This window comes from Georgenia sp. EYE_87 (assembly GCF_023148685.1).
In the GTDB taxonomy this organism is placed as follows: Bacteria; Actinomycetota; Actinomycetes; order Actinomycetales; family Actinomycetaceae; genus Georgenia.
In genome coordinates this window covers 1-25,559 of the sequence record NZ_JAHXNL010000022.1, presented here as the reverse complement: position 1 = coordinate 25,559, position 25,559 = coordinate 1, and the positions used below count along the sequence as shown (strand labels likewise).

25 protein-coding genes are annotated in these 25,559 nt (G+C 73.7%); 13 read left to right on the top strand and 12 right to left on the bottom strand.

Annotated features, from left to right (window positions below; translation table 11 throughout):
• Positions 1 to 39: 39 nt before the first annotated feature.
• The 3 genes from KZX45_RS19285 to KZX45_RS19275 form a co-directional block, all read right to left on the bottom strand.
• On the bottom strand, positions 40 to 1,158 hold the full coding sequence (locus KZX45_RS19285) for a M23 family metallopeptidase (protein ID WP_248259382.1): 1,119 nt from the start codon (positions 1,156 to 1,158) through the stop codon (positions 40 to 42).
• A gap of 236 nt (positions 1,159 to 1,394) precedes the next feature.
• A complete protein-coding gene (locus KZX45_RS19280) occupies positions 1,395 to 2,453 on the bottom strand; it encodes a hemolysin family protein (protein ID WP_248259381.1) in 1,059 nt (352 codons plus the stop codon).
• Complete coding sequence (locus KZX45_RS19275) at positions 2,450 to 3,766, bottom strand: hemolysin family protein (protein WP_248259380.1); 1,317 nt, start codon at positions 3,764 to 3,766, stop codon at positions 2,450 to 2,452. The genes KZX45_RS19280 and KZX45_RS19275 overlap by 4 nt, the downstream gene beginning before the upstream one ends.
• 418 nt (positions 3,767 to 4,184) lie before the next feature.
• Here KZX45_RS19275 and KZX45_RS19270 point away from each other — a divergent pair, with 418 nt between their 5' ends.
• The 4 genes from KZX45_RS19270 to KZX45_RS19255 all read left to right on the top strand — a co-directional run bounded on the left by KZX45_RS19270 (position 4,185) and on the right by KZX45_RS19255 (position 10,291).
• The gene (locus KZX45_RS19270) at positions 4,185 to 7,991 is read left to right on the top strand and encodes a multifunctional oxoglutarate decarboxylase/oxoglutarate dehydrogenase thiamine pyrophosphate-binding subunit/dihydrolipoyllysine-residue succinyltransferase subunit (protein ID WP_308221774.1); all 3,807 of its coding nucleotides are present in this window, start codon (positions 4,185 to 4,187) and stop codon (positions 7,989 to 7,991) included.
• 138 nt (positions 7,992 to 8,129) lie between these two features.
• The gene (locus KZX45_RS19265; RefSeq protein WP_248259379.1) at positions 8,130 to 8,756 is read left to right on the top strand and encodes a GDSL-type esterase/lipase family protein; all 627 of its coding nucleotides are present in this window, start codon (positions 8,130 to 8,132) and stop codon (positions 8,754 to 8,756) included.
• Positions 8,757 to 8,892: 136 nt separating this feature from the next.
• Positions 8,893 to 9,990, top strand: a complete 1,098-nt coding sequence (gene moaA, locus KZX45_RS19260) for a GTP 3',8-cyclase MoaA (protein WP_248259378.1) — start codon at positions 8,893 to 8,895, stop codon at positions 9,988 to 9,990.
• Position 9,991: 1 nt separating this feature from the next.
• Positions 9,992 to 10,291: a MoaD/ThiS family protein gene (locus tag KZX45_RS19255; RefSeq protein ID WP_248259377.1), complete on the top strand. Its 300-nt coding sequence runs from the start codon at positions 9,992 to 9,994 to the stop codon at positions 10,289 to 10,291.
• A gap of 28 nt (positions 10,292 to 10,319) precedes the next feature.
• On the opposite strand, the gene KZX45_RS19250 is transcribed toward KZX45_RS19255, so the two are convergent.
• Genes KZX45_RS19250 through KZX45_RS19240 form a run of 3 tightly spaced genes read right to left on the bottom strand, consistent with a single transcriptional unit; the run spans position 10,320 to position 11,499 of the window.
• Positions 10,320 to 10,772 (bottom strand): molybdenum cofactor biosynthesis protein MoaE, encoded by a 453-nt coding sequence (locus tag KZX45_RS19250; RefSeq protein ID WP_248259376.1) that lies wholly within the window; start codon positions 10,770 to 10,772, stop codon positions 10,320 to 10,322.
• Complete coding sequence (locus KZX45_RS19245; RefSeq protein WP_248259375.1) at positions 10,769 to 11,182, bottom strand: DUF6457 domain-containing protein; 414 nt, start codon at positions 11,180 to 11,182, stop codon at positions 10,769 to 10,771. Before KZX45_RS19245 ends, KZX45_RS19250 begins: the two co-directional genes overlap by 4 nt.
• Positions 11,179 to 11,499, bottom strand: a complete 321-nt coding sequence (locus KZX45_RS19240; RefSeq protein WP_248259374.1) for a carboxymuconolactone decarboxylase family protein — start codon at positions 11,497 to 11,499, stop codon at positions 11,179 to 11,181. Before KZX45_RS19240 ends, KZX45_RS19245 begins: the two co-directional genes overlap by 4 nt.
• A gap of 237 nt (positions 11,500 to 11,736) precedes the next feature.
• On the opposite strand from KZX45_RS19240, the gene KZX45_RS19235 reads away from it, so the two are divergent.
• Genes KZX45_RS19235 through KZX45_RS19215 form a run of 5 tightly spaced genes read left to right on the top strand, consistent with a single transcriptional unit; the run spans position 11,737 to position 17,427 of the window.
• Positions 11,737 to 14,193, top strand: coding sequence for a DMSO/selenate family reductase complex A subunit (locus KZX45_RS19235; protein ID WP_248259373.1), 2,457 nt, complete (start codon positions 11,737 to 11,739; stop codon positions 14,191 to 14,193).
• 14 nt (positions 14,194 to 14,207) lie between these two features.
• Positions 14,208 to 14,825 (top strand): DMSO/selenate family reductase complex B subunit, encoded by a 618-nt coding sequence (locus tag KZX45_RS19230; protein ID WP_248259372.1) that lies wholly within the window; start codon positions 14,208 to 14,210, stop codon positions 14,823 to 14,825.
• A 3-nt stretch (positions 14,826 to 14,828) separates the two neighbouring features.
• Positions 14,829 to 15,761 (top strand): DmsC/YnfH family molybdoenzyme membrane anchor subunit, encoded by a 933-nt coding sequence (locus KZX45_RS19225; protein WP_248259371.1) that lies wholly within the window; start codon positions 14,829 to 14,831, stop codon positions 15,759 to 15,761.
• A gap of 14 nt (positions 15,762 to 15,775) precedes the next feature.
• Complete coding sequence (locus KZX45_RS19220) at positions 15,776 to 16,483, top strand: molecular chaperone (protein WP_248259370.1); 708 nt, start codon at positions 15,776 to 15,778, stop codon at positions 16,481 to 16,483.
• Positions 16,480 to 17,427 (top strand): ATP-binding protein, encoded by a 948-nt coding sequence (locus KZX45_RS19215; RefSeq protein ID WP_248259369.1) that lies wholly within the window; start codon positions 16,480 to 16,482, stop codon positions 17,425 to 17,427. Before KZX45_RS19220 ends, KZX45_RS19215 begins: the two co-directional genes overlap by 4 nt.
• 25 nt (positions 17,428 to 17,452) lie before the next feature.
• Here the strand turns inward: KZX45_RS19215 and KZX45_RS19210 are convergent, their stop codons facing one another.
• The 6 genes from KZX45_RS19210 to KZX45_RS19190 form a co-directional block, all read right to left on the bottom strand.
• Positions 17,453 to 18,073, bottom strand: coding sequence for a hypothetical protein (locus tag KZX45_RS19210; RefSeq protein WP_248259368.1), 621 nt, complete (start codon positions 18,071 to 18,073; stop codon positions 17,453 to 17,455).
• On the bottom strand, positions 18,070 to 18,885 hold the full coding sequence (locus KZX45_RS19205; RefSeq protein ID WP_248259367.1) for a hypothetical protein: 816 nt from the start codon (positions 18,883 to 18,885) through the stop codon (positions 18,070 to 18,072). The genes KZX45_RS19210 and KZX45_RS19205 overlap by 4 nt, the downstream gene beginning before the upstream one ends.
• Positions 18,886 to 18,895: 10 nt before the next feature.
• Complete coding sequence (locus KZX45_RS19200; RefSeq protein ID WP_248259366.1) at positions 18,896 to 19,885, bottom strand: zinc-binding dehydrogenase; 990 nt, start codon at positions 19,883 to 19,885, stop codon at positions 18,896 to 18,898.
• Positions 19,886 to 20,052: 167 nt separating this feature from the next.
• Positions 20,053 to 20,127 carry a 50S ribosomal protein bL37 gene (locus tag KZX45_RS20525; RefSeq protein WP_156968370.1) on the bottom strand — a complete coding sequence of 25 codons (75 nt, stop codon included), beginning with the start codon at positions 20,125 to 20,127 and terminating at the stop codon, positions 20,053 to 20,055.
• A 120-nt stretch (positions 20,128 to 20,247) separates the two neighbouring features.
• Positions 20,248 to 20,574, bottom strand: a complete 327-nt coding sequence (rsrA, locus tag KZX45_RS19195) for a mycothiol system anti-sigma-R factor (RefSeq protein ID WP_248259365.1) — start codon at positions 20,572 to 20,574, stop codon at positions 20,248 to 20,250.
• Positions 20,571 to 21,293, bottom strand: coding sequence for a sigma-70 family RNA polymerase sigma factor (locus KZX45_RS19190; protein WP_282453932.1), 723 nt, complete (start codon positions 21,291 to 21,293; stop codon positions 20,571 to 20,573). Before KZX45_RS19190 ends, rsrA begins: the two co-directional genes overlap by 4 nt.
• A gap of 121 nt (positions 21,294 to 21,414) precedes the next feature.
• Between KZX45_RS19190 and KZX45_RS19185 the strand changes: the two genes are divergently transcribed.
• From KZX45_RS19185 to hisN, 4 genes are all read left to right on the top strand, one after another.
• On the top strand, positions 21,415 to 21,915 hold the full coding sequence (locus KZX45_RS19185) for a DoxX family protein (protein WP_248259363.1): 501 nt from the start codon (positions 21,415 to 21,417) through the stop codon (positions 21,913 to 21,915).
• A gap of 10 nt (positions 21,916 to 21,925) precedes the next feature.
• Complete coding sequence (gene aroA / locus KZX45_RS19180) at positions 21,926 to 23,275, top strand: 3-phosphoshikimate 1-carboxyvinyltransferase (protein WP_248259362.1); 1,350 nt, start codon at positions 21,926 to 21,928, stop codon at positions 23,273 to 23,275.
• 4 nt (positions 23,276 to 23,279) lie between these two features.
• Entirely contained in the window at positions 23,280 to 24,308 is a 1,029-nt protein-coding gene (gene rsgA, locus KZX45_RS19175) for a ribosome small subunit-dependent GTPase A (protein WP_248259361.1), read from the top strand.
• 77 nt (positions 24,309 to 24,385) lie between these two features.
• Positions 24,386 to 25,192 carry a histidinol-phosphatase gene (gene hisN, locus KZX45_RS19170; protein WP_248259360.1) on the top strand — a complete coding sequence of 269 codons (807 nt, stop codon included), beginning with the start codon at positions 24,386 to 24,388 and terminating at the stop codon, positions 25,190 to 25,192.
• Positions 25,193 to 25,559: the final 367 nt, after the last annotated feature.

The window sequence follows — 25,559 nt, the reverse complement described above, 5'->3', positions numbered from 1 at the left end:
GCAGCTGCCGGAAGCGTCCGCGGGGGCGAGCAGCAGGCCTCAGCAGAGAGCGGCGACCTCGACCGCGCCGAGCTTCTCCAGCCAGGGCAGCGGGTCCGTCGTCGTGCCCCGGTCGTCGAGGTGGATCTCGAAGTGCAGGTGCGGGCCGGTGGAGTTGCCGTTGTTGCCGACCTCGGCGATGACCTCGCCGGCGGCGACCTGCTGCCCCTCGGTGACGTGGATGCCGTCGCGGTACATGTGCACGTACCAGCTGTAGACCGTCTGCCCGTCGACCTCGTGGCGCAGGATCACGAGCATGCTCGAGCGGCCGTCCTTGCCGGCGCCGACGTACTCCACGGTGCCGTCCGCGACCGCGTAGATGGGCGTGCCGAGCGGTGCGGCGTAGTCGGTCCCCGTGTGGAAGCTGTACGCCCCGGACAGTGGGTGCGACCGGTTCCCGTAGTGCGACGAGTTGCGGTAGGTGCCGTCGGCGAGCGGGCGGACGTACTGCGCTGTCCGCTCGGTCACGGCGGCGCGGGCTCCGCTGGCCCCGTCGAGGGGGGCGCAGGTGAGCGCGTCGCGGTCCGCGGCGCGCGAGGTCTGCAGGACCGTGGCCCGACTGGAGGCCGCGGGGTCCTTCAGGAGACTGGCCGGCACGGCCGCGAGCGCGACGTTGGCGGCCTGCGAGTCGAGCACGTCGAGGACGCTGGGCTGCGGAGCCACCGCGACGGCGGCGGCAGGCTCCGCCTCCGGCGCCGCGAAGCCGGTGAGCGGGGCGACGATGGTGAGGGCTCCCATCGCGCCGAGCACGGCCGCGCGCGGGGCCCATGACCGGTGCGTGCGGCCCACGACGGCGGCAGTGCGTGGAGCGGGGCGGAGGGCACGGCGGGAGGGAGGCGTCTGCGGGACGGGCAGCACCTCGGTGTCAGCCGCGCCCCGCCCGACCGCGTGGGTCGTGGCGGGGGCCGGGCGACGCTGCCGGCGCTGCGGCACCGCGTCGTGCCTGGCCGGCGCGCCCGTCACGTCCGTCGCGACCACGGTCTGCCGCGCCTGCTCCGCAGCCGCTCGCTCACGCTCCGCGGCCAGCACAGCCTCACGCTCACGCTCCGCGGCCAGCGCAGCCGCACGCTCCGCCTCACGGATCTGTCGTCGGGTCAGCGGTGCCTGGGATGCGGGCACAGCACTTTCCGACATGGAACAACCTCCGGAGGGTGGAGTAGCTCGACCTGCGCGAGGCCGTGGGGGACCGCCGCCGGGCGACCCCGGTTAACGGTGTGTCACGGAACAATAACGAAGGTGCACCTGCCCGTCCAATACCTCTCCGCTGAGGTGTGGATCACCTGGCACGAACGCCGCAGCACGCGAGAAAACCGCGTCACGAAGCGGTTCATGAACCGTTCACGGCGGCCCGGGCGTCACCTGCGCGCGGCCCGCTGCATGGAGTCGCGCACCTCGCCGACCAGCTCCTCGAGGATGTCCTCGAGGAAGACTACGCCGATCTCCACCCTCTCCCCCGGGGCCCTCTCCCGGGTGACGAGGGCAAGGTGGGCCCCGGTCCGCTGCATGACGGCCAGCACGTCCTCCACCTCGTCGCCGGGGACGACCTCGGCGAGCGCCCGCATCCGCCAGGGCGGGACCGGGGCGCGGCGTTCCTCGCCGTCGGCGTAGAGCACGTCCTTGACGTGCAGGTAGCCGGCGAGCGAACTGTCGTCGGCGACGACGGGGAACCGGGAGTACCCGGTGCGGGCGACCTCACGTTCGACGTCCTCCGGCGTGCACCCGACCGGCAGGGTGACGAGCTTGGCGAGCGGCACCATGACCTGCTCAGCCGTCTCCTCCGAGAACTCGATGGCGCCGGAGAGGAGGCCCAGGTCGTCGTTGAGCACGCCCTCCGCCTGGGAACGCTCCACGATGGAGGCCACCTCCTGCGCGGTGAAGGCGGAGGTCACCTCGTCCTTCGGCTCGATCCCGACGATCCGGAGCATCGAGTTCGCGATCCAGTTCAGCCCGGCGACGACCGGGTGGAGCACCTTCGAGATCGCCACGAGCGGGGGCGCGAAGATCATCGCGGCCCGCTCGGGCGAGGTCACGGCGAGGTTCTTCGGCACCATCTCGCCCACGACCACGTGCAGGTACACCACCAGGGCGACCGCGACCGTGAAGCCGACCACGTGGCTCGCCTCCGCCGGGAGCCCCGCCGCCACCATCGGGCCCTCGACGAGGCTCGCGATCGCGGGCTCGGCCACCACGCCGAGGCCGGTCGAGCACACGGTGACCCCCAGCTGGGCGCAGGCGAGCATGAGGGTGACGTGCTCCATCGCGTACAGGACGATCCGGGCCGGGCGTGACCCCTGCTCCGCCAGCGGCTCGATGCGGGAGCGCCGCGCGGACATGACGGCGAACTCCGCGCCGACGAAGAAGGCGTTCAGCGCGAGCAGCACGAGGCCGACGAGCAGCGCGGTCCCGGTGCTCACGACTCCTCCCCCGCCGCTCGCCACACCCGCAGGCGGTCCACCCGTCGGCCGTCCATCTGCTCCACGTGCAGCACCACGTCGTTGACCCGCACCTCGTCGCCGACCCGCGGGATCCGGCCCAGCCGCTCCATCACGAGGCCTCCGAGGGTCTCGTACGGTCCGTCGTCGGGCACGACGAGGTCGGCCTTGTGCGCGAGCTCGTCCGGCCGCAGCACACCCGGCACCACCCACGTCCCGCCCGGCCCCGCGTGCGCGCCGGACCGACGGCGGTCGTGCTCGTCGGCGACGTCGCCGACCACCTCCTCGACGACGTCCTCGAGCGTGACCACGCCCGAGGTCCCGCCGTACTCGTCGACCACCACGGCCATCTGGAGGCCCTCGTCGCGCAGCTGGACGAGCAGCGGCGCGAGCGCGAGCGTCTCGGGCACGCGCGGTGCCTCGACCATGAGCGAGGAGGAGGCGACGGGGACCTCGGCACGGCGTTCGTAGGGCACGGCGATGGCACGGCGCAGGTGCACCAGCCCGACGATGTCGTCGCTGTCGTCCCCGATCACCGGGAAGCGGGAGTGGCCGGTGGTGCGCGCGAGCTCCACGACGTCCGCCGCGGTCTGCTCTCGGGTGAGGGCATGGATCCGGCCACGGTCGGTCATGACGTCCACGGCGGTGAGCGCGCCCAGTCCGATGGACCGGGTCAGCAGGGTCGCCGTCGACACGTCGAGGGTGCCGTGCTCGGCGGAGCGGCGCACGAGCGCCGCAAGCTCGGAGGCGGACCGGCCGCCGGAGAGCTCCTCCGCGGGCTCGACGCCGAACCGGCGCAGGATCCAGTTGGCGGACTCGTTCAGACCGGTGATCATCGGGCGGAGCGCCCGGGTGAAGACGCGCTGCACCGGGGCGACGTACCCGGCCGTCGCCAGCGGGTCGGCCAGCGCGAGGTTCTTGGGGACGAGCTCGCCGAAGACCATCGAGAAGGTGTTGACGAGGACGAGAGAGAGGACGACGGCGGTCGCCGTGGCGGCCGTCTGCGCCAGCCCGGCGGACCCGAGCGGCTCGACGAGCAGGTCCGCCAGGGCGGACTGCGTGGTGTACCCGAGCAGGATCGTGGTCGCGGTGATGCCGACCTGGGCGCTGGAGAGCTCCAGCGAGAGGTGCCTCAGGGCCTGGCTCACCCCGGCGGCGCGCTTGTCGCCGGCCGCGACCCGGCGGTCGACCGTGCCGGGGTCGAGGGCGACGAGCGAGAACTCCGCCGCCACGAACACAAAGGTGCCGGCGGTCAGGACCACGCCGAGGAGGACGAGCAGCCAGTCGCTCAGCACGCGCTCCTCCGCGTCGGGTGCGCGGACCTGTCCGGGCTGGGTTCTGGAGGGTCGGCGGGATGTCGACCGCGGCGGGATCGTCGCATGGTGGCTCGATTGTACGAGCGGGACCCGGGCCGTCCACCGCGCACGAGCAGGTCGTTCGGGCGTCCGCCGGCCGGCACCGCGGGACCCGTCACCGCGCCGCGTCGCCGCCCGTGACCGGCCCACCGCCGGTCGGACGGGTGCCACTGCCGGGCCCTTGGTCCTAGACGGCCGGTGACGGACGCTTGACCCGTCCTTGGTCGGGTCCGCCCCGCCCGGCGTCCGGAGATGTGATTTTCAGCCCTCCCGTGCCGGGTGATGCGCCCGCGCCGACCACCACCGCATAGGGTTGAAGGGATCTTCGTCACACCCCCTGGAAGAGGGCGATTTCCGAGTGTCCACGCAGGAACACAACGACCCCATGGCCGCCTTCGGCGCCAACGAGTGGCTCATCGAGGAGCTGTACGAGAAGTACCGCCAGAACAAGCAGTCGGTGGATCCGGCCTGGTGGGACTTCTTCGAGGGCTACGAGGGCGGTGGGGCCAACGGCTCCGGCCGTGCCCCGACCTCCGGCACCGCCGCCGAGCGCCCGGCCACCCCCGAGCAGGAGACACGGACGCCGGACGCCGGCCCGACCGACGCCCCCTCCACCGCGACGCGGCCCACCGCCGTGACGCGCGTCGACCCGCGCAGCGAGCAGCCCGCCACCGACGAGCTGCGCGGCGACCTGCCGCCGGCGCCGCCGGTCGCGGCGCAGCCGCCGTCGTCGCCCTACGCCGCGCGCGTCGCCGCCCGCGGCGGGGAGACCGCGCACCAGGCCGAGGACGAGACGGTCAAGCTTCGCGGCGTCGCGGCCCGCACCGTGTCGAACATGGAGACCAGCCTGGAGCTGCCGGTCGCGACGTCGGTGCGCGCCGTCCCCGCCAAGGTGATGGTCGACAACCGCATCGTCATCAACAGCCACCTCGCGCGCGGCCGCGGCGGGAAGATCTCCTTCACGCACCTCATCGGCTTCGCGATGGTCGAGGCGCTGTCCGAGATGCCGGACATGAACTACTCGTACACGGAGACCGAGGACGGCAAGCCGGCCGTCTTCCAGCCCGCCCACGTGAACTTCGGCCTGGCCATCGACCTGCCCAGGCCGGACGGCACCCGCAGCCTCGTGGTGCCGTCCGTGAAGCAGGCGGACGAGATGGACTTCGCCCAGTTCTGGGCGGCCTACGAGGAGCTGGTCCGCAAGGCGCGCAACAACAAGCTGACGCTCGAGGACTACGCCGGCACCACCATCACGCTGACCAACCCCGGCGGCATCGGCACGGTCCACTCGATCCCCCGGCTGATGAAGGGCCAGGGCACGATCATCGGCGTCGGCGCGATGGACTACCCGGCGGAGTTCGCCGGCTCCTCCGCCCAGACGCTCGCCCGCGTCGGCGTCTCCAAGGTCCTGACGCTGACCTCCACCTACGACCACCGGATCATCCAGGGCGCCGCCTCGGGCGAGTTCCTCAAGATCATCCACACCAAGCTCCTCGGCACGGACGGGTTCTACGACCGCGTCTTCTCCGCCCTGCGCGTGCCCTACGAGCCCGTGCGGTGGATGAAGGACGTCGAGTACGACCCCGAGAACGAGATGGGCAAGTCGGCCCGGATCGCGGAGCTGATCCACGCGTACCGCTCGCGCGGCCACCTCATGGCGGACACCGACCCGCTCGCCTACCGGCAGCGCCGGCACCCCGACCTGGACATCACCAACTACGGGCTGACCCTGTGGGACCTCGAGCGCACCTTCCCCACCGGCGGGTTCGGCGGGTCGGCGAAGATGCCGCTGCGCGACATCCTCGGCCAGCTGCGTGACTCGTACTGCCGCACCATCGGCGTCGAGTACATGCACATCGCCGACCGCACGCAGCGCACCTGGTTCCAGGAGCGGCTCGAGACGCCCTACGCGAAGCCCACGAGCGAGCAGCAGCTGCGGATCCTGCGCAAGCTCAACGAGGCCGAGGCGTTCGAGACGTTCCTGCAGACGAAGTACGTCGGGCAGAAGCGCTTCTCCCTGGAGGGCGGGGAGTCCCTCATCCCGCTGCTGGACACGCTGCTGACCGGCGCCGCCGAGGAGGGCCTGGACGAGGTGGGCATCGCCATGGCGCACCGTGGCCGCCTCAACGTCCTGGCCAACATCGCCGGGAAGTCCTACGGGCAGATCTTCTCCGAGTTCGAGGGCAACCAGGACCCGCGGACGGTCCAGGGTTCCGGGGACGTGAAGTACCACCTGGGCACCGTGGGCGAGTTCACCGCGCCCGACGGCTCGACCACCAAGGTCTACCTGGCGGCGAACCCCTCCCACCTCGAGGCCGCCGACGGCGTGCTCGAGGGCGTGGTCCGCGCGAAGCAGGACCGCATCGACCTGGGCGAGCAGGGCTTCTCCGTCCTGCCGGTGCTCATCCACGGCGACGCGGCCTTCGCCGGCCAGGGCGTGGTGACGGAGACGCTCAACCTCTCCCAGCTGCGCGGCTACCGCACCGGCGGCACGGTGCACATCGTCGTCAACAACCAGATCGGCTTCACCACCGGCCCGTCGAGCTCGCGCTCGTCGTACTACGCGACGGACATCGCCAAGGGTCTGCAGGTCCCCGTCTTCCACGTCAACGGGGACGACCCCGAGGCCGTGGCCCGCGTGGCGGAGCTGGCGTTCCAGTACCGCGAGCGGTTCCACAAGGACGTCATCGTCGACATGGTCTGCTACCGCAAGCGCGGTCACAACGAGGGTGACGACCCCTCGATGACCCAGCCGGTGATGTACTCCCTGATCGAGAACAAGCGCTCGGTGCGCAAGCTGTACACCGAGTCCCTCATCGGCCGCGGCGACCTCACCGAGGAGCAGGCCGAGGCGGCCCTGAAGGAGTACCAGAGCGAGCTCGAGCGGGCCTTCACCGAGACCCGCGAGGGTGGCTGGACGCCGCCCCAGAAGGGCGAGCAGGTCGCCGGGCTGGAGCTGCCCGAGTCCCAGCTCGAGGACGCCGGCACGATGGTCGGCTGGCAGACCGCCGTCGGCCCGGAGGTGCTCGAGCGCGTCGGCCAGGCGCACGTGCGCCCGCCGGAGGGCTTCGACGTCCACCCCAAGCTCATGCAGCTGCTCGAGCGCCGCGAGAAGATGGCGGCCGAGGGCGGCATCGACTGGGGCTTCGGCGAGATCCTCGCCTTCGGCTCCCTGCTGATGGAGGGCACTCCGGTGCGCCTGGCGGGCCAGGACTCGCGGCGTGGCACGTTCGTGCAGCGTCACGCGGTCCTCCACGACCACCGCACCGGTGCCGAGTGGACGCCACTGATGTACCTCACGCCCGACCAGGCGAAGTTCTGGGTGTACGACTCCTCGCTGAGCGAGTACGCCGCCATGGCGTTCGAGTACGGCTACTCGGTCGAGCGTCCGGACGCCCTGGTGCTGTGGGAGGCCCAGTTCGGCGACTTCGCCAACGGCGCCCAGACGGTCATCGACGAGTTCATCTCCTCCTCGGAGCAGAAGTGGGCACAGTCGTCCTCGCTCGTGCTGCTGCTGCCGCACGGCTACGAGGGTCAGGGGCCGGACCACTCCTCCGCCCGCATCGAGCGCTTCCTGCAGATGTGCGCCGAGGAGAACATGGTGGTGACCCAGCCGTCCACGCCGGCGAACCACTTCCACATGCTGCGCCGCCAGGCCTACGCCCGGCCGCGCAAGCCGCTGATCGTCTTCTCCCCCAAGCAGCTGCTGCGCCTCAAGGCGGCCGCGTCCCCGGTGGAGGAGTTCACGTCGGGCACGTTCCGCCCGATCATCGGCGAGGTGGAGTCCCGCGTCCGTGAGGCCGCGGACCAGGTCGACCGCGTCCTCCTGTGCTCGGGCCGGGTGTACTACGACCTGGCGGCCCAGCGGATCAAGAACGACGACTCGCGCACCGCGATCCTCCGCCTCGAGCAGCTCTACCCGCTCGAGCTGGAGCAGATCAGGGCAGAGCTCGACGTCTTCCCGGGCGCCGAGGTCGTGTGGGTCCAGGACGAGCCCCAGAACCAGGGCCCCTGGACGTTCGTCTCCGACCACCTGGGTGACGCCCTGGGCGGTCGCGAGCTGCGCGTCGTCTCCCGTCCGGAGGCGGCCTCGCCGTCCACCGGCTCGGGCAAGCGCCACAAGGAGGAGAACGCGGACCTGATGGCCCGCGCCTTCGCCCGCTGAGCGGTGCCGCGCACCGCATGACGGCCTCCGGCAGGGGCCGGCCCAGGACCCGCGGGTCCTGGGCCGGCCCCTCCGTCGTCCTGCCGGACGGGCTGGGCCCGGCGCGGGTCCACGGGTCCGGCGGTCGCACGGGGCAGGATGAGCAGGACGGCGACGGAAGGTGAATCTGTGGACGAGGGACTGCGCGTGTGCGTGATCGGCGACGAGCTCGTCGCCGGGCTGGGAGACGCCCGCGGGCTGGGCTGGGTGGGCCGGGTGATGGCCCGGACCCGGACCGAGGACCCCGTCTTCGTCGCCCAGCTGGCCGTGCCGCGGGAGTCGACCACCAGCCTCTCCGCCCGGTGGGAGACGGAGGCGCACCGACGCTTCGGTGCCCATAGCGACAACCGGCTCGTCATCGGGCTCGGCTCGGCCGACCTGGACGAGGGCCTCTCGCTCGCCCGGTCGCGCCTCAACCTTGCCAACATTCTCGACGGCGCCACCGCCTCCCGCGTCGGGTGCTTCGTCGTCGGCCCCCCGCCCAGGCCGGACGTCGACGACGTCGCCCTCGCCCAGCTCTCGGCCGCCTTCGCGGACGTGTGCCAGCGGCGGCACATCCCCTACGTGGAGACGCACGAGCCGCTGCGCACCCACGAGCAGTGGCACGCCGACGTCGCGGCCGGTGACGGCGCCCACCCCGGCCAGGCCGGGTACGGCCTGCTCGCCTGGCTGGTGCTGCACAACGGCTGGCACGCCTGGCTCGGCGTCCCGTCCGACGGCTCCTGACCCACCCCACGACGACGGCGTGACCCACCGCACGACGGCCCTGACCGACCGCACGACGACGGCCCTCACGCGCCGCACGCCGACGGCGGCTCCGGTCGGGGCGAACGTCCCGGACGGTCATGGCTACAGTGGTGAGGTGGCCCCAGTCGATCTCGGTCTGCCCGGCCCGCCCCGGACGGCGGTGGCCGGCGCACCGGCGAGCCCCCGGCCCGGGACGGCCGGGCTGGTGGACTCCTTCGGGCGGGTCGCCCGGGACCTGCGCGTCTCGCTGACGGACCGGTGCAACCTGCGCTGCGAGTACTGCATGCCGCCGGAGGGCTTCGACTGGCTGCCCACCGCGGAGGTGCTCTCCGACGCCGAGGTCGTGCGCCTGGTCACCGTCGCCGTCGAGCACCTGGGCATCCGCGAGGTCCGCTTCACCGGCGGCGAGCCGCTGCTGCGCAAGGGCCTCGAGGGCATCGTCGCCGCGACCACCGCGCTGCGCACCGACACCGGCGAGGTGCCGGAGACCTCGCTGACGACCAACGGTCTGGGCCTCGAGCGACGGGCCGCCGGGCTGGCCGCCGCGGGGCTGCACCGCGTGAACATCTCCCTGGACTCCCTGGACCGCGAGACGTACGCGACGCTGGTGCGCCGCGACCGGCTGCCCGACGTCCTGGCCGGCATCGACGCCTCCGAGGCGGCCGGGCTGACGCCGGTGAAGATCAACTCCGTCCTCATGCGCGGCCTCAACGACGCCGAGGCGCCCGACCTGCTCGCCTTCGCGCTGCGCCGAGGGTTCGAGCTGCGGTTCATCGAGCAGATGCCGCTGGGCCCGCCCGAGATGTGGAGGCGCGGCGAGATGGTCACCGCCGAGGAGATCCTGGCGACGCTCCGCCGGCGGTTCACCCTCACCCCTCACGACCCCGGCGAGCGGGGGGCCGCGCCGGCCGAGCGCTGGACGGTCGAGCCCACCGATGACACCCCCGGCGGCACCGTCGGCGTCATCGCCTCGGTGACCCAGCCGTTCTGCGGGGCCTGCGACCGGACCCGCCTCACCGCCGACGGCCAGGTGCGCACCTGCCTCTTCTCCCGGACCGAGACCGACCTGCGCGGCCTGGTCCGGGCGGGCGCGTCCGACGCCGAGATCGCGGAGACGTGGCGGGTGGCCATGTGGGGCAAGAAGGCGGGCCACGGCATCGACGACCCCGGCTTCCTGCAGCCGCAGCGTCCCATGAGCGCCATCGGAGGATGACATGACCACCCGGCTCGACCCGCCCGCTGTGGGCACCCTCACCGCCCGCGTCCGCTACTTCGCCGCGGCGGCCGAGGCCGCGGGCGTCCCGGCCGAGGACGTCCCGCTGGTGGCCGGGGCCAGCGCCGGCGACCTCGTCGACGCCCTCGCCGCCGCCCACGGCCCCGCCCTCGGGCGCGTGCTTGCTATCTCCAGCCTGCTGGTCGACGACGTCGTCCGGGAGGACCGCTCGGCGCCGCTCGGCGCACCCGGCGCGGCGGCGGTGCGCGTCGACGTCCTGCCGCCCTTCGCCGGCGGCTGAGCAGCCGGCGCTGAGCCCGGGGTCGGCCTCAGGCGCTCCCGGTCCACTCGTGGGTGCCGTCGGGGAACACCTGCCGCTTCCACACCGGCAGGCGCCGCTTGATCTCCTCGACCAGCTCCGCCGTCGCCTCGAACGCCTCGGCGCGGTGGGCGGCTGAGACCGCCGCGGCGAGGGCCACGTCGCCCACCCGCAGCGTCCCGACCCGGTGGACGACGGCGACCGCGTCGACCGGGTACCGTGCGGCGACGTCGGCGGCGACCTCCGCGACCACCTGCCCGGCACTGGGATGGCCGACGTACTCGATCTCGGTGACGCTGCGGCCGCCGTCGTGGTTGCGCACCACCCCGCCGAACGTGACGACGGCGCCGGCCGCCGGGTCGTCCACCGCGGACGCGCACTCCCCCACCTCGACCGCGCCGTCACGCACGTCGGCGAGCACCACCCGGTGACCGGGCGGGCTCACCCGCGAGCGGTCGGTCATCGCGCACCGTCCGGGCGGCTCGCACCCTGCTCCGCGGTGGGGACGGCGCCCGGCCCGGCGTCGCCCGCCTGACGCTCCGTCCACCGCGCCACCAGCGCGCTGACGGCCTCGACCCGCGAGACGACGGCGGCCGCCCGCTGCTCCTGGGCGTCGCCGGCCGCGCGGGCGGCCGCGAGGCCGACGACGAACGCCGTCAGGGGTGCGCCCGGCCGGCTGGGGCCGTGCGCGACCTCGCTGATGAGGCGCAGCATCGGCGGGGTGACCGCGCTCAGCAGGGCACGGTCGACGCCGAGCTCGGCGCACACGTCGTCGAGCCAGGCGTTCATCGCCGTCATCTTGCGGGTCTCGTCGCCGCGTTCCTCCGTGCCGCCGCGGGGGGCGCCTGCGGGCCCGGTCCGCGGGGCGTTCACGCCCGCTCCCCCACGACCTCGTTCAGCCACTGCCACGCGGCCACGGTGGCGGGGAAGCCGCGGGTCGTCATCCCGAGCAGGACCACCTGCTCGACCTCCTCCACGCTCGCCCCGGCCGCGAGCGCCTTGCGCACGTTCGAGCGGACCGCCCCCTCGGCCTGGGCGCCGACGGCGATGCCCAGCTTGACCAGGCGCGTCGTCCGCTCGTCGAGCGGGCCCGCCGCGTCGACGGCCGCCGCGAGGGCGTCCTGGCTGCGGGCGACCTCGCCGAAGCGCCTCCGGAAGTCGGTGTAGACCTCGGGCAGGTGGTCGGGCATGGGGTGCTCCTTCCGCGGTGGCGGTCTCGGGTCCTGCTCATCGTGGCACACCGCCCGTGCCGCCCCGAGGGCCCGCCCGGACCGGGGCGGGCGGACCGGGCGGAAGGTCCCGGTCGGGACGTGCGTCACACCGCGGCGGCCCCGCCGCGGGGGCCCGCGGGACCATCGCCCCACGTTTCACACCCTCCGGGTGGGCGTTAATGAACGGGTATCCGAGCGCAGCCACCGGGAGGACCCATGACCACGCACATCACCGAACGACCGGCAGGTCTGGAGCGCCGTTCGTTCCTGAAGTGGTCCGCGGCGGCCGGCGGCACCGTTGCCCTCGCCGGCGCGGCCTCGCACTTCGGCGTGCTTCCCGGGGTGGGGCCGGCGAACGCCGCGACCGCCTCCTCGCTCGACGTCGAGCGGACCGTCTGGTCCTCCTGCAACGTCAACTGCGGCTCCCGGTGCCCGCTGCGGATGCAGGTCAAGAACGGCCGGATCGTCCGGGTGCTGCCGGACAACACCGGCGACGACGAGCTCGGCACCCAGCAGATCCGCGCCTGCGTGCGCGGCCGCTCCATCCGGCACCGCATCTACAACCCCGACCGGCTCAAGACCCCGCTGCGCCGGGTGCCCGGCACGACCCGCGGCGCCGGCGAGTGGGAGGAGATCAGCTGGGACGAGGCCTTCGACGAGATCGCCGCGACGATCCAGCGCCTCATCAAGGACTACGGCAACGAGTCCATCTACCTCAACTACGGCACCGGCACGCTCGGCGGGACGATCACCCGCAGCTGGCCGCCCGTCCAGACCCCGGTCGCGCGGCTGATGAACTGCGTCGGCGGCTACCTCAACCACTACGGCGACTACTCCTCCGCGCAGATCGCCGGCGCCGTCGGCTACCACTACGGCGGCTGGATCGGCTCCAACAGCCTCGACGACGCCAAGAACGCCCAGCTGCAGATCCTGTTCGGCAACAACACGCTCGAGACCCGCATGTCGGGCGGCGGCGAGACGTTCGTCAGCCAGCAGACCAAGAAGCTGCACAACGTCCGCACGATCGTCGTTGACCCGCGGTACTCCGACACGGCGCTCGGCCTGGCCGACGAGTGGGTCGCGCTGCGGCCCGGCACCGACGCCGCGCTCGTCGCCGGAATCGCGCACGTGATGATCTCCGAGGACCTGCACGACCAGGCGTTCCTCGACCGGTACTGCGTCGGCTTCGACGAGGACCACATGCCCGACGGCGTGCCCGCGGGGAGCTCCTACCGCTCCTACATCATGGGCGAGGGCCCCGACGGCACCGAGAAGACCCCCCGGTGGGCCGCCTCGGTCACCGGGGTGCCGGCGTCGTCGATCATCCGGCTCGGCCGGGAGATCGGGCGCGCCCGCCCCGTGCACATCACCCAGGGCTGGGGTCCCCAGCGCCACGCGAACGGGGAGAACCAGGCCCGGGCGATCTTCACGCTCGCCGCCCTCACCGGCTCCGTCGGCGTGCCCGGCGGCGGCACCGGCGAGCGCGAGGGCGCCTACTCCCTGCCGATGGCGAACCCGTTCGCCACGGAGAACCCCGTCGAGACGGCGATCTCGGTGTTCGGGTGGACCGACGCCATCGACCACGGCCCGGAGATGACCGCCCTCCGCGACGGCGTGCGGGGCAAGGACAAGCTCGACGTCCCGATCAAGATGGTCTGGCAGTACGCCGGGAACGCCCTGACCAACCAGCACGGCGACATCAACCGCACCGTCCGGCTGCTCGAGGACGACACCAAGTGCGAGCTCATCGTCGTCATCGACAACCAGATGACGGTGTCCGCCCGGTACGCCGACATCGTCCTGCCGGACGTCTCCAACGCCGAGCAGCTCGACATCATCCAGCAGGGCAGCGCCGGCAACCTCGGGTACACGATCGTGGCGGACAAGGTCATCGAGCCGCTCTACGACTGCAGGACCGTCTACGACATGATGACCGAGATCGCGCGGCGGCTCGGGGTGGAGCAGGAGTTCACCGAGGGCCGCACCCAGGAGGAGTGGGTGGCCGCGGTCGTCGACGCCTCCCGGGAGAACATCCCCGACCTGCCGAGCTTCGAGGAGCTGCGGGAGATGGGCGTGTGGAAGGTCAAGGCGCCGACCGACAGCGGCAACGTCGCCCTGGCCGACTTCCGTGCCGACCCCGAGGCCAACCCCCTCGCCACGCCGTCGGGAAAGATCGAGATCTTCTCCCAGCAGCTCTTCGAGCTGGCGAGGACGTGGGAGCTGCCCGAGGGGGACCGGATCACGGCGCTGCCCGAGCACCTCGACACCTGGGAGGGCGCCGCCGAGGCGAGGACGAACGCCACGTACCCGCTGCAGGTCATCGGCCACCACTACAAGCAGCGCACGCACTCCTCCTACGGGAACGTCGACTGGATGAAGGAGGCGCACCCGCAGGTGGTGTGGATCAACCCCGGCGACGCCGCCGCGCGCGGCATCGCCAACGGTGACCTCGTGCAGGTGTTCAACGACCGCGGCCGCATCCAGCTGCCCGCCAGGGTCACCGCGCGGATCGCCCCCGGGGTGATGTCCGTCCCGCAGGGCGCCTGGTACTCCCCCGACAAGCGGGGGGTCGACGTCGGAGGCTCGGTGAACTCGCTGACCTCCTGGCACCCGTCCCCCATCGCCAAGGGCAACGCCCAGCACACCACGCTCGCTCAGGTCCAGAAGGTCTGAGGCAGGAGAGGAACATGGCTCAGCAACTCGGATTCCACTTCGACCAGACCCTGTGCAACGGCTGCAAGGCCTGCTCGGTGGCCTGCAAGGACAAGCACGACCTCCCCACCGGGGTGACCTGGCGCCGCGTCGCCGAGTACACCGGCGGCACCTGGCAGCAGGACGGCGACACGTTCGTCCCGAACGTCTTCTCGTACTACACGTCGATGGCGTGCAACCACTGCGAGAACCCGATCTGCGTGGAGGTCTGCCCCACCACCGCGATGCACGTCGGCGAGGACGGGATCGTCAGCGTCGACGACGACAAGTGCGTGGGCTGCCGCTACTGCGAGTGGGCCTGCCCCTACTCGGCCCCCCAGTTCAACCCGCAGACCGGTCACATGTCCAAGTGCGACATGTGCGCGGACTACCGGGCCGAGGGCGAGGACCCCGCGTGCGTGGCGGCCTGCCCGTCCCGCGCGCTCGACTGGGGCCCGATCGACGAGCTGCGCGCCCGGCACGGCGACCTGGCCGCCGTCGAGCCGCTGCCCGACCCCTCCATCACCCGCCCGCGCCTGGTCATCACCCCCCACCGCGACGCGCAGCCCACGGGTGCCGGGACCGGCGCCGTGGCCAACCCCGAGGAGCTGTGAACCGTGAACACGCACGAGCTGCCCATGATCATCTTCACCGTGCTCGCGCAGATGAGCGTCGGCGCGTTCGTCGTCCTCGGCGTGGTCCAGGTCGTCGCCGCGCGCCGGTTCGGTCGTGAGGCGGTGGACCGCGTCACCGACCCCGCGCTCTACGCCATCGGACCGACCCTGGTGCTGGGCCTGATCGCCTCGATGTTCCACATGAACGACGTGACGAACACGCTCAACGTCATCCGCCACGTGGAGACCTCGTGGCTCTCGCGGGAGATCATCGCCGGCACCACGTTCGCGGGGCTGGGGTTCCTGTTCGCCCTCGCCCAGTGGTTCCGGTGGGGATCCGTCAGGCTGCGTCAGGCGCTCGCCGTGGTCGCCGCGGCGGTCGGGCTGCTGCTCGTCCTCTCCATGAGCATGATCTACTACTCGCTCGTCACCGTCCCGGCCTGGCACACCTGGGCCACGCCGGCGCAGTTCTTCACCACGACGTTCCTCCTCGGCTCGCTGGCCGTCGGGGCCGCGTTCATGGGGACCGTCCTGTGGCGGCGGCGCGCGGCCGCCCGCGCGGGACGCACGGACGAGGTGGACGCCCCCACCCGGGAGCTGCTGTCCTCCTCCCTCAAGGGCGTCGGGGTCGCCGCCGTCGCACTCCTGGGCGTCGAGTTCCTCATCATCCCGCTCCACCTGACCAGCCTCACGACGGCGGGCGGGGCCGCGGCCGAGTCTGCCGCGGTCTTCTCCGGCGGCTGGTTCGTCGCCCGGCTGGTGCTGGTGTTCGCCGGCGCCGGGCTCCTGTCCGTCTTCCTCGTCCGGCGCGCGTCGCCGACCGCCCGCGCCGTGCCGCTGGCCGTGCTGGCCGTCACCGCCCTGGTGCTGGTCCTCGGGGGCGAGCTGATCGGCCGCTCGCTGTTCTACGACTCCATGACCCGGATCGGCATGTGAGGGAAGGCCATGACATGACCGCCACACCCGTCCGCCCCGGTGCGACCGCGGACCCCACGCCCGTCGCCACCCTGCTCGGGGACCGCGCGGTCCTCGCGCAGACGCTCGACCGGTTCGCCGCCGCCTTCACGACGCTGTCCTCGCTGCTGGTCGCGGCGCCGTCCGCGGACGTCCTCGCCCGCGTCCGTGACGCCGACCTGCTGCGCGAGTGGCCGCTGCCCGGTCACGCCGACTGTCGGCGGGGCGTCGCGCTCCTCGCCGAGTCTGCGGCCGCCGACGAGGACGAGACGCGCATCCGCCGGGACTACCTCCGGCTGTTCCGCGGGCCAGGTCCGATGAAGGCACCTCCCTACGAGTCCGTGCACCGGTCCGAGGACCGTCTGCTCTTCGAGGCGGAGACGATGCAGGTGCGCGCCGCCTACGCCGAGTTCGGCCTGGTGGCGCCGCGCCTCAACAGCGAGCCGGACGACCACCTCGGGCTCGAGCTGAGCTTCGTCGCGACGCTGGCGGTGCGGGGCCTGGACGCGCTGGAGCTCGGCGACGACCGCGAGCTCGCGCACCTCCTCCGTGCTCTGGTGGCGTTCCTGGACGAGCACCTGCTCGCGTGGGCCCCGCGCTGCCTCACGCAGGCGGCGAACGGCTCGACCACGTTCTTCTACCAGGGCGTCGCCGCGCTCGGGCTCGGCACCCTGGACCTGGCACGGGTCACCTTCCTGCCATGAGCGGCACCGTCGGGCTGCGCGGGGTGCAGGCCTGGCTCGTGCGCCAGCCGGAGCCGCGCCCCCTGGAGCTCGTGTGCGCCGAGCACCCGGGCGCCTCCCTGGGCGACCGCCGGCGCGTGGTCGTGCGGCTGGGCTCGTGCGCCGCGGACCTCGCCGCGCACGAGCTGCTCGAGCTCCTCACGCTCGGCGCCCCGGACGTTCTCGTGCGGCTCGACGGCTGCGCCGCCGCCACCATGGCGACGTCGCGGCTCGGCCCGCTCGTCGCCCTGCTCGAGTCGTCCGGCGTGGACCGGCTCCGCGTCGACGGGCCGGACGCCGGACCGACGGACGCTGAGGGCCCGGGGGCGGCAGGCCGGTGGCCTCGCGGGTCGCGCCGTCGCCGCGCCGTCCTCGACGCCGAGCACATGCCGTTGAGCCGTCGCCAGGTGATGGGGCTGGCCGACCCGGCGCCCCGTCAGCTCCCCGACGAGGACGCCCACCCGCAGGTGCGCCTCGTCGCGGCCGCCCGGCAGCTCGTCGCCCCCGACGCCCCCGCGCTCGCCGCGCTGGCCGGGCCCGCGGCGGCGCTGTCCGCCCGCGGCTGCACCGCGTGCGGGGTGTGCGTCCAGGCGTGCCCCACGGACGCGCTCGCCCTGCGGCACAGCGCCGCGTCCGGACCGGCGATCACCACGTTGCTGCAGGACCCGGCGGCCTGCGACGGCTGTCTCCGCTGCGTCGACCTGTGCCCGCAGGACGCGCTCACGGCGGCCGGCCAGGAGTCCTGGAAGAAGGTGCTGGGCGGCGGGCTCGCGCCGGTCCAGACGCTCTCCACGGCGCCCTGCGAGCGGTGCGGCACCCGCTTCCCCACGCCGTCGGGCGAGCGGCTGTGCCCGGTGTGCGCCTACCGCCGGGCGAACCCGTTCGGCTCTGTGGTCCCGCCGGCGGCGCAGCGCGCGGCCGTCTAGCGTCCTGGCACGGCCTGCGGTCGACTCAGCCCTCGTCGCCCAGCACCGCGCGCAGGTAGTCCCGGCCGCTCTCCACGGAGAGCACCGCGAGGACCAGCCGGCCGAGCGTGCTCGACACTCGCGCCTCGGCCTCCTGGGCGAGGCGCCCGCCGGCGTTCGGGAGGCCCGGCACGAGGGTGTCCTCGATGAGGGTGCGCTCCCGGGCGCGGACGGCCCGCCCGGCCGCCATGTCCCCGGCGGCCCAGGCGTCGGCCTCCTCGCGACAGAGGTCAGCGACGCGGCGGACGGGCGAGACCAGGTCACCCTCGGCGGCGACCGAGCGGTCGTGGTCGGCCCGCAGCGCGGCGAGGTCGTCGTCGGCGCTGCGACGCCTGGACCCGCGCGCGTAGACGTCCAGGCTCATGAGGTCCCGGGTGAACAGCTCGGCGTCGGCCCCCAGCCAGCGCGCCCCGAGGCGCCAGACCGTGGCGAGCTCGCCGGCGCGCAGACGCTCGACCAGCTCGGGCCCGGGGGCCGCGAGCACGTCGGCGACGGCGTCCCAGCTGCCCGCCCGGTCCCTGGCCGCCTGCGCCACCTGGGCGCGGAACCCGGCAGCGGTGTCCTCCGCGATGCCCTCGACCGGGGCCAGCCGCCCGTCCTCGCTCACCGCAGCCCCTCCGGCAGCACGGCGGCGCGGGTGACGTCGACGCTGCCGGAGACCGACCGGGTGGTGAGGAAGCAGATGCCGCCGTCGGTGCGGTCCTCCACGGTGGTGGCGCCCAGGCCCGGGGACCGGCGGTCGGTGCCGTCGAGGCGCACCGGGCCCGCGACGGTCCGGGCCGTCATCGACACCCCGGTGCCGGCGGGCAGGGACACGGCCAGCGCCCCGGACACCGTGGACAGGTCGACCATGGAGGTCCGGGCGGAGGTGGCGACGTCGACGGCGCCCGCGACGGTGCTGGCCTCCACCCGCGGCAGGTCGCCCGTCAGGGTGGTGCGGCCCGCGGCCGTGCTCACGCGCACCGGTCCGTCGTGGCCGAGAACGTCCACCGTCCCGGACACCGACTTGAGCGACGCCGCGCCGCGGCAGCCGGTGACGCGCAGCCGCCCGCTGGCCGTGGTCAGCGTGACGTCCTCGGCGACGTCGCCGACGGTGGCCTCGGCGAGTGCAGTGGCGACGGTGACGGCCGTGGCCCGGGGGACGTGGACGGTCAGGCGGGCGGTGTCCGTGGAACGGTACGAGCGCAGCCGTTTGACCCAGCCGTCCCAGCCGAGGAACGGGTAGCCGACGGTGAGCCGGTCCCCCTCGACGGTGAGCTCCAGCGGGTTCCCCACGACCTCGGCGACGTCCACCCGCACGTGCGGGGCGTCGTGCCCGAGGACGGTGACGGAACCCGCCACAAGCTGGACGCGCAGGCGGGCGACGCCCTCGACGTCGTGCTGGGAGGGGCCGGGGACGATCCAGGACCGGGTAGCCATGCCCCCGACCCTACGCGGCGGCCGCCGCGTCGACCCCACCGGGCTCGACGACGATCTTGCCCACGACGTCGCCCCCCGCCATCCGGGCCAGGGCGTCCCGGACGCCGTCGAGGGGGACGACAGAGTCGACGAGGGGGCGCACCCCCGTGGCGAGCAGCATCTGCTGCACGGCGACGAGCTGCTCACGGGTGCCCATGGTCGTCCCCGCGATGCGCAGCGAGCGGAAGAAGACCCGGCTGAGGTCGGCGGGCGGCATGGCGCCCGACGTCGCCCCGGCCACCGCGACGGTGCCGCCCGGCCGCAGCGCCCGGAGGGAGTGGGACCAGGTGGCCTCCCCGACCGTCTCCAGCACCGCGTCGACCTGCTCGGGCAGCCGGGCGCCGGTCTCGAAGGCCTCGTGGGCGCCGAGCTCGACCGCGCGGGCGCGCCTGGCCTCGGTGCGGGAGGTGCACCACACGCGCAGCCCGGCGGCCCGGGCGAGGAGGATGGCCGCGGTGGCGACCCCGCCCCCGGCCCCCTGCACGAGCACCGTCCCGCCGGGGCGCAGGCCGGCCGCGTCGAAGAGCATCCGGTAGGCGGTGAGGTAGGCGGTGGGCAGGCACGCCGCCTCGGCCCAGCTCAGCGCGGGGTCCTTGGGGACGAGGTTGCGCGCGGGCACCCACACGCGCTCGGCGAGCGTGCCGGGGTGCTTCTCGGAGAGCAGGGTGCGGCGCGGGTCGAGGGTCTCCTCGCCGTGCCAGGCCGGGCTGGGGAGCACCGAGTGCACGACCACCTCGGTGCCGTCGTCGAGGACGCCGGCGGCGTCGGTGCCCAGGATCATCGGCAGCCGGTCCGCCGGCAGGCCGACCCCGCGCAGCGACCACAGGTCGTGGTGGTTGAGGGAGGCCGCGCGCACCGTCACCGGCACCCAGCCGGCGGGCGGCTCGGGGTCCAGCTCGCCGATCTCCAGGCCCGCGAGCGGGTCGTCGGGGTCCTGGCTCCGGACGAAGGCGCAGCGCATGGCGGACACCCTAGCGGCGCCGTCGTCGGCAGCTCCGGGACGACGACGGGCCGGGCCGACGGAGGGCGCCCCAGGACGACGACGGGGCTGACCCCTGGGGACGACGACGGGCCGGTCACCCGTGGGTGACCGGCCCGTGGAGCCAGGGGGCGCTACGCCCGCCGGACTCAGGCGTTGGGGCGCTTGCCGTGGTTGGCGGCACTGCCCTTGCGGGACCGGCGCTTGCGACCGCGCTTGCTCATGTTGTCTCCCGATCTGTGCTCGCCCGGACGGGCGGATTTACGCCGATCATCCTCCCACACATCCGCAGGCTCCCGCGCGGGACGGGGCGGCGGCGTGCGCCCGAGGTGCCGCGGACCGGGTCAGTCGACCGCGCGGATGCCGTTCACCCGCAGCACCGTGAGCTGGGACTGCACGCGCAGGCGCAGCGAGCTGGGGGCGACCTCCGCGCACGAGCGCCGTACGAGGGCGCGGATGTGCTGCTCGGCGTCGGTGGCCTCGGTGCACGTCGGGCACTCCGCCGCGTGCCGCCGGAACCGCTCCACCTGGTCCTCGTCGAGCTCGGAGTCGAGGAACTCGAAGAGGTGCTCGAGAAGCTCGTCGCAGCTGCACGGCGTGGTGCGCCCCTCGGCGCGCGCCCGCAACGCCTTCTCGGCCCGCTCGGTGAGGTTCTCAGTGTCCTCGCTCATGCCTTGGCCTCCGTCCGGATCCCCATGTCGCGGGCATGGTCGACCAGGAGCTCGCGCAGCTGCCGCCGCCCGCGGTGCAGCCGGGACATCACCGTCCCGATCGGCGTGCCCATGATGTCCGCGATCTCCTTGTAGGCGAAGCCCTCGACGTCCGCGAGGTACACCGCGATGCGGAAGTCCTCGGGCAGCTCGTTCATCGCGCGCTTGATCTCCGAGTCGGGCAGGAGGTCCATGGCCTCCGCCTCGGCCGAGCGCAGCCCGGTGGAGGTGTGGGAGGCGGCGCGGTGGATCTGCCAGTCCTCGACCTGCTCGGCGTCCGACTGCTGCGGCTCGCGCTGCTTCTTCCGGTACGAGTTGATGAAGGTGTTCGTCAGGATCCGGTACAGCCACGCCTTCAGGTTCGTGCCCGGTCGGTACTGGTGGAAGGAGGCGAACGCCTTGGCGAACGTCTCCTGGACGAGGTCCTCGGCGTCGGCGGGGTTGCGCGTCATGCGCATCGCGGCGCCGTACAGCTGGTCCAGGTACGGCAGCGCGTCGCGCTCGAAACGTTCGGCCCGCTCGGCGCCCGTCTCGCCGTCGGGAGTGCGGTCGAGGTCGCCCTCGTGGGTCTCGCTCATCACCCACGAGCCTAACCCGGGTCCGCCCTCCGGTCCCGCGGTGCCCAAGGCTGCCGGGGCGGGTGGCGCGGTCGCGTGCAGGACGAGGGTCGGGCTGGTCATGCCGGGTACAACCGCGAGCCCGCCCGGTCCATTCCGGGCACCGGCCCGCCTATTCGAGACATGTGGCAGCGGCACCGCCGGAACGGTCGCCCTCACCGCGGTTGTGCGGTAGCAATGTGACATGAACCTCCTACGCCTGATCGCGCGCCCGATGCTCGCCGCCACGTTCGTCACGGACGGGGTGGACTCCGTGATCCGCCCCGAGGCGCACGCGGAGAAGTTCAGGAAGGTGGTTCCGGCGCTGGAGCGGGCCGGGGTGCCGGCCGCGCTGTACGCCGACCCGAAGATGCTCGCCCGCGTCAGCGGCGCGGTCACCGCCGTCTCGGGGCTCATGCTCGCCACGGGCCGCCGCCCGCGCAGCGCCGCCCTGACGCTGGCGCTCGTCAACGTCCCGCTCACGCTGCTCAACAACCCCGTCTGGGCCGCGCACGGCGAGGAGCGCAAGCGCTACCTCGGCGGTCTCGTGCGCGGCGTGAGCCTCGGCGGCGGCCTGCTCGTCGCGGCCGCCGACCTCGCCGGGAAGCCCTCCTGGGGCTGGCGCCTGGCCAACGCGCGCAGGGAGCGCGCCGCCGCCCGCCCCGTCACGGCCCGCGTGAAGGCCCGGTACGCGTCGACTGACTAGGCTCCGCGGTATGCCCGTGTCCACCGCCGCCTGGCCCGCCCCGACCGCCACCCAGCCTCTGGACGCCCTCGTCGACGTCCCCGGGTCCAAGTCGCTGACGAACCGCTACCTCGTCCTCGCCGCCCTCGCGGAGAGCCCCACCGAGCTCGTACGCCCGCTGCACTCGCGCGACTCCGAGCTCATGGTCGGGGCGCTGCGCGCCCTCGGCACGGAGGTCCGGCCCGCCGGCGAGGACGGCTCGGACCTCCTCGTCACCCCGCGCCCGCTGCGGGGGCCCGCGCAGGTGGACTGCGGGCTCGCGGGCACCGTCATGCGGTTCGTGCCCGCGCTCGCCGTCCTGGCCGACGGCGAGGTGCGCCTCGACGGCGACGAGCGCGCCCGTGAGCGCCCGATGGCCCCCGTCGTCGGTGCGCTGCGCGACCTCGGCGCCCAGATCGACGCCGCCTCCGGTCCGGGCGGCGCGGCGGTCCTCCCCCTCACCGTGCACGGGAGGGGCAAGCTCGCGGGCGGGGCGGTCGACGTCGACGCCTCCGGCTCCAGCCAGTTCGTCTCCGCGCTCCTTCTCGCCGCCCCGGCGTTCGAGGGCGGCATCGACCTGCGCCACACCGGCCCCACCCTTCCCTCGCTCCCCCACATCGACATGACTGTCGCCCTCCTGCGCGGGCGCGGCGTCGCCGTCGACGAGCTCACGGCCGACGGCGGACCCGCGGGCGGGCGCACCGGCGTCGCCCCCAGCCGCTGGCGGGTGCACCCCGGGGCGGTGGCCGGCGGGCGCATCGTCGTCGAGCCGGACCTCTCCAACGCCGGCCCCTTCCTCGCCGCGGCCCTCGCCGCCGGCGGCACGGTCCGGGTGCCGCGCTGGCCGGCGGCCACCACCCAGGCCGGCGACGGGCTGCGCGACCTGCTCGCCCGCATGGGCGCCACCGTCGACCTGACCGACGGCGTCCTCGCGGTCACCGGCCCCGCCGACGGCGTGATCCGCGGCCTGGACGCCGACCTGCACGACGTCGGCGAGCTCGCCCCGACGGTCGCCGCCCTGTGCGCGCTGGCCGCCGCGCCGTCCCGGCTGCGCGGCATCGCCCACCTCCGCGGGCACGAGACGGACCGGCTCGCCGCGATCGTCACCGAGATCAACCGGCTCGGGGGCCGCGCCCGCGAGACGGACGACGGTGTAGAGATCGAGCCCGCCGCGCTGCACGGCGCCCGGGTGGAGACCTACGCCGACCACCGGATGGCCACCTTCGCCGCCGTCATCGGGCTGCGGGTGCCCGGCGTCGAGATCGTCGACGTCGGCACCACCGCCAAGACCCTGCCCGACTTCACCGGGATGTGGCAGGCGATGCTCGCCGGGGCCCGCTGAGCCGATGGTTCGCGACACCGGCACCGACGACGCGCGGGTCCGCGTCCGGCCGAACCCGAAGGGGAACCGGCCGCGCACGAAGAAGCGGCCCGCGTTCGACGACGCGGTGGGCGCCCTGGTCCTCGGGGTGGACCGTGGCCGGTACCACCTGCTCACGGACGACGGCGTCGCGGTGGTCGGGATGAAGGCGCGCGAGCTGGGGCGCGGGTCCCGCTCCGCCGTCGTCGTCGGGGACCGCGTCCGGGTGGTGGGCGACGTGTCCGGCGCCAAGGACACCCTCGCCCGGATCGTCCGGGTCGAGGAGCGCACCTCCGCGCTGCGCCGCTCCGCGGAGGACGGCGAGACGGCCGGCGTCGAGCGGGTCATCGTCGCCAACGCCGACCAGCTCGTCATCGTCACCGCGCTGGCCGACCCCGAGCCCCGCCCGCGCATGGTGGACCGGTGCCTGGTGGCGGCGTACGACGCGGGCATGGAACCGGTGCTGTGCCTGACCAAGGCGGACCTGACGGACCCGGCGCCGTTCCTCTCCCTCTACGAGGCGCTGGAGGTGCCGGCCCTGGTGACGTCGTTCGTGGGCGGCGAGGTCCGCGGCCTCGACGCGGTGCGGGAGCGGCTCGCCGGGCGTATCTCGGTGCTCATCGGTCACTCCGGCGTCGGAAAGTCGACCCTCGTCAACGCGCTCGTGCCCGGTGCCGGTCGGGCGACCGGGGACGTCAACGTCGTGACAGGGCGCGGGCGGCACACCTCCTCCTCCGCCGTCGCGCTGCCCCTGCCGGGCGGCGGGTGGGCCATCGACACCCCCGGGGTGCGCTCCTTCGGGCTCAGCCACGTGAGCCCCGACGGCCTGCTGGCGGCGTTCGAGGACCTTCACGCCGTCGCACAGGACTGCCCGCGGGGGTGCTCCCACGCGGCGGACGCGCCCGACTGCGCGCTCGACGAGTGGGTGGCCGGCGGCCGGGCCGGCGCGGCCGGCGAGGCCCGGCTCGCGTCCTTCCGGCGGCTGCTCGCCGCGAAGACCGAGGCCGCCGACTAGCCTCGCCCCTTCTGGTCGAGGTGCCACCTGTTCGACGAATGACCGGCCCGGCACCGCGCCCGCGATAGGTTCCCCGCATGACTGTGCAAGGCGCGAGCCGCTACACCGACGACCTGCGCCTCGCGCACGTGGTCGCCGACCAGGTCGACGGGCAGACGATGGGCCGCTTCGGGGCGCAGGACCTGCGGGTGGACACCAAGCCCGACCTCACCCCCGTCTCCGACGCGGACCGCACCGCCGAGGAGATCGTCCGCGCCCAGCTCGCCCGGACGCGGCCGCGGGACTCCGTCCTCGGCGAGGAGTTCGGAACCACCGGTCACTCCCAGCGGCAGTGGGTGATCGACCCGATCGACGGGACGAAGAACTTCGTGCGCGGCGTGCCGGTGTGGGCCACGCTCATCGGTCTCGTGGAGGACGGCGAGGTTGTTCTCGGGGTGGTCTCGGCCCCCGCGCTGAACCGCCGCTGGTGGGCTGCCAAGGGATCGGGCGCCTGGACCGGCCGCTCCCTGTCCGCGGCGCGGCAGATCCGCGTCTCCGGCGTCGCCGATCTCACCGACGCGTCCCTGAGCTACTCCAGCCTCGACGGCTGGGCCGAGCGAGGCTCGCTCCGCTCGTTCCTCGGCCTGGCGCAGCAGGTCTGGCGCACCCGCGCGTACGGGGACTTCTGGTCGTACATGCTCGTGGCCGAGGGCGCGGTGGACATCGCCTGCGAGCCCGACCTCGAGCTGTACGACATGGCCGCGCTCGTCCCCATCGTCACCGAGGCCGGCGGACGGTTCACCAGCCTCGACGGCGTCGACGGTCCGTGGGGCGGCAACGCGGTGGTGACCAACTCTCTGCTGCACGACGCCGTGCTGGCGCAGCTGGCCTCGCAGGAGGACTGATGTGGAACGGCTCTGTCAAGTAGGGGGATTCCGCGTAGTCGCCCTGGTTCTGGGCGCGGGCGTGCGGGGTCAAGGGCGGCCGTAGGCCGTCGCGGAGCGATCGCGTAGCGACCCTTGAGGCCGTGGGTGCGCGTCCAGAATCCTTTGATGGCGCGGACAGGTGGGACCCTGGTTAACGCTGTGGGGTTGTCTTGCCGAGATAGCCACGCGCCGGGCCCTGTGTGGTGGCCTGGCCGTCAGCGCGGCCTCGCGGGCGTCGAGGGTCGCCATGTAGTGGCGCAGGGTCGTCTGGGCGGCGAGGTCGTCGAAGTGCTGGGCCGCGATCCAGTCCCGGTGCTTGTACGTCCAGTTGTCCCCGTCCCGCCAC

What these genes read in the sequence shown, in the direction of transcription:
- KZX45_RS19250 (WP_248259376.1), bottom strand. Translation starts at nt 10,772, where the DNA reads ATGACCGACCGCTCGCGGGTGAGCCCGCCCGGTCACCGGGTGGTGCTC.
- KZX45_RS19215 (WP_248259369.1), top strand. Translation starts at nt 16,480, where the DNA reads ATGAGCGGCACCGTCGGGCTGCGCGGGGTGCAGGCCTGGCTCGTGCGC.
- KZX45_RS19185 (WP_248259363.1), top strand. Translation starts at nt 21,415, where the DNA reads ATGAACCTCCTACGCCTGATCGCGCGCCCGATGCTCGCCGCCACGTTC.
- KZX45_RS19205 (WP_248259367.1), bottom strand. Translation starts at nt 18,885, where the DNA reads ATGGCTACCCGGTCCTGGATCGTCCCCGGCCCCTCCCAGCACGACGTC.
- KZX45_RS19190 (WP_282453932.1), bottom strand. Translation starts at nt 21,293, where the DNA reads ATGACCAGCCCGACCCTCGTCCTGCACGCGACCGCGCCACCCGCCCCG.
- KZX45_RS19235 (WP_248259373.1), top strand. Translation starts at nt 11,737, where the DNA reads ATGACCACGCACATCACCGAACGACCGGCAGGTCTGGAGCGCCGTTCG.
- KZX45_RS19240 (WP_248259374.1), bottom strand. Translation starts at nt 11,499, where the DNA reads ATGCCCGACCACCTGCCCGAGGTCTACACCGACTTCCGGAGGCGCTTC.
- hisN (WP_248259360.1), top strand. Translation starts at nt 24,386, where the DNA reads ATGACTGTGCAAGGCGCGAGCCGCTACACCGACGACCTGCGCCTCGCG.
- KZX45_RS19255 (WP_248259377.1), top strand. Translation starts at nt 9,992, where the DNA reads ATGACCACCCGGCTCGACCCGCCCGCTGTGGGCACCCTCACCGCCCGC.
- rsgA (WP_248259361.1), top strand. Translation starts at nt 23,280, where the DNA reads ATGGTTCGCGACACCGGCACCGACGACGCGCGGGTCCGCGTCCGGCCG.
- KZX45_RS19200 (WP_248259366.1), bottom strand. Translation starts at nt 19,885, where the DNA reads ATGCGCTGCGCCTTCGTCCGGAGCCAGGACCCCGACGACCCGCTCGCG.
- rsrA (WP_248259365.1), bottom strand. Translation starts at nt 20,574, where the DNA reads ATGAGCGAGGACACTGAGAACCTCACCGAGCGGGCCGAGAAGGCGTTG.
- KZX45_RS19220 (WP_248259370.1), top strand. Translation starts at nt 15,776, where the DNA reads ATGACCGCCACACCCGTCCGCCCCGGTGCGACCGCGGACCCCACGCCC.
- KZX45_RS19230 (WP_248259372.1), top strand. Translation starts at nt 14,208, where the DNA reads ATGGCTCAGCAACTCGGATTCCACTTCGACCAGACCCTGTGCAACGGC.
- aroA (WP_248259362.1), top strand. Translation starts at nt 21,926, where the DNA reads ATGCCCGTGTCCACCGCCGCCTGGCCCGCCCCGACCGCCACCCAGCCT.
- KZX45_RS19265 (WP_248259379.1), top strand. Translation starts at nt 8,130, where the DNA reads ATGAGCAGGACGGCGACGGAAGGTGAATCTGTGGACGAGGGACTGCGC.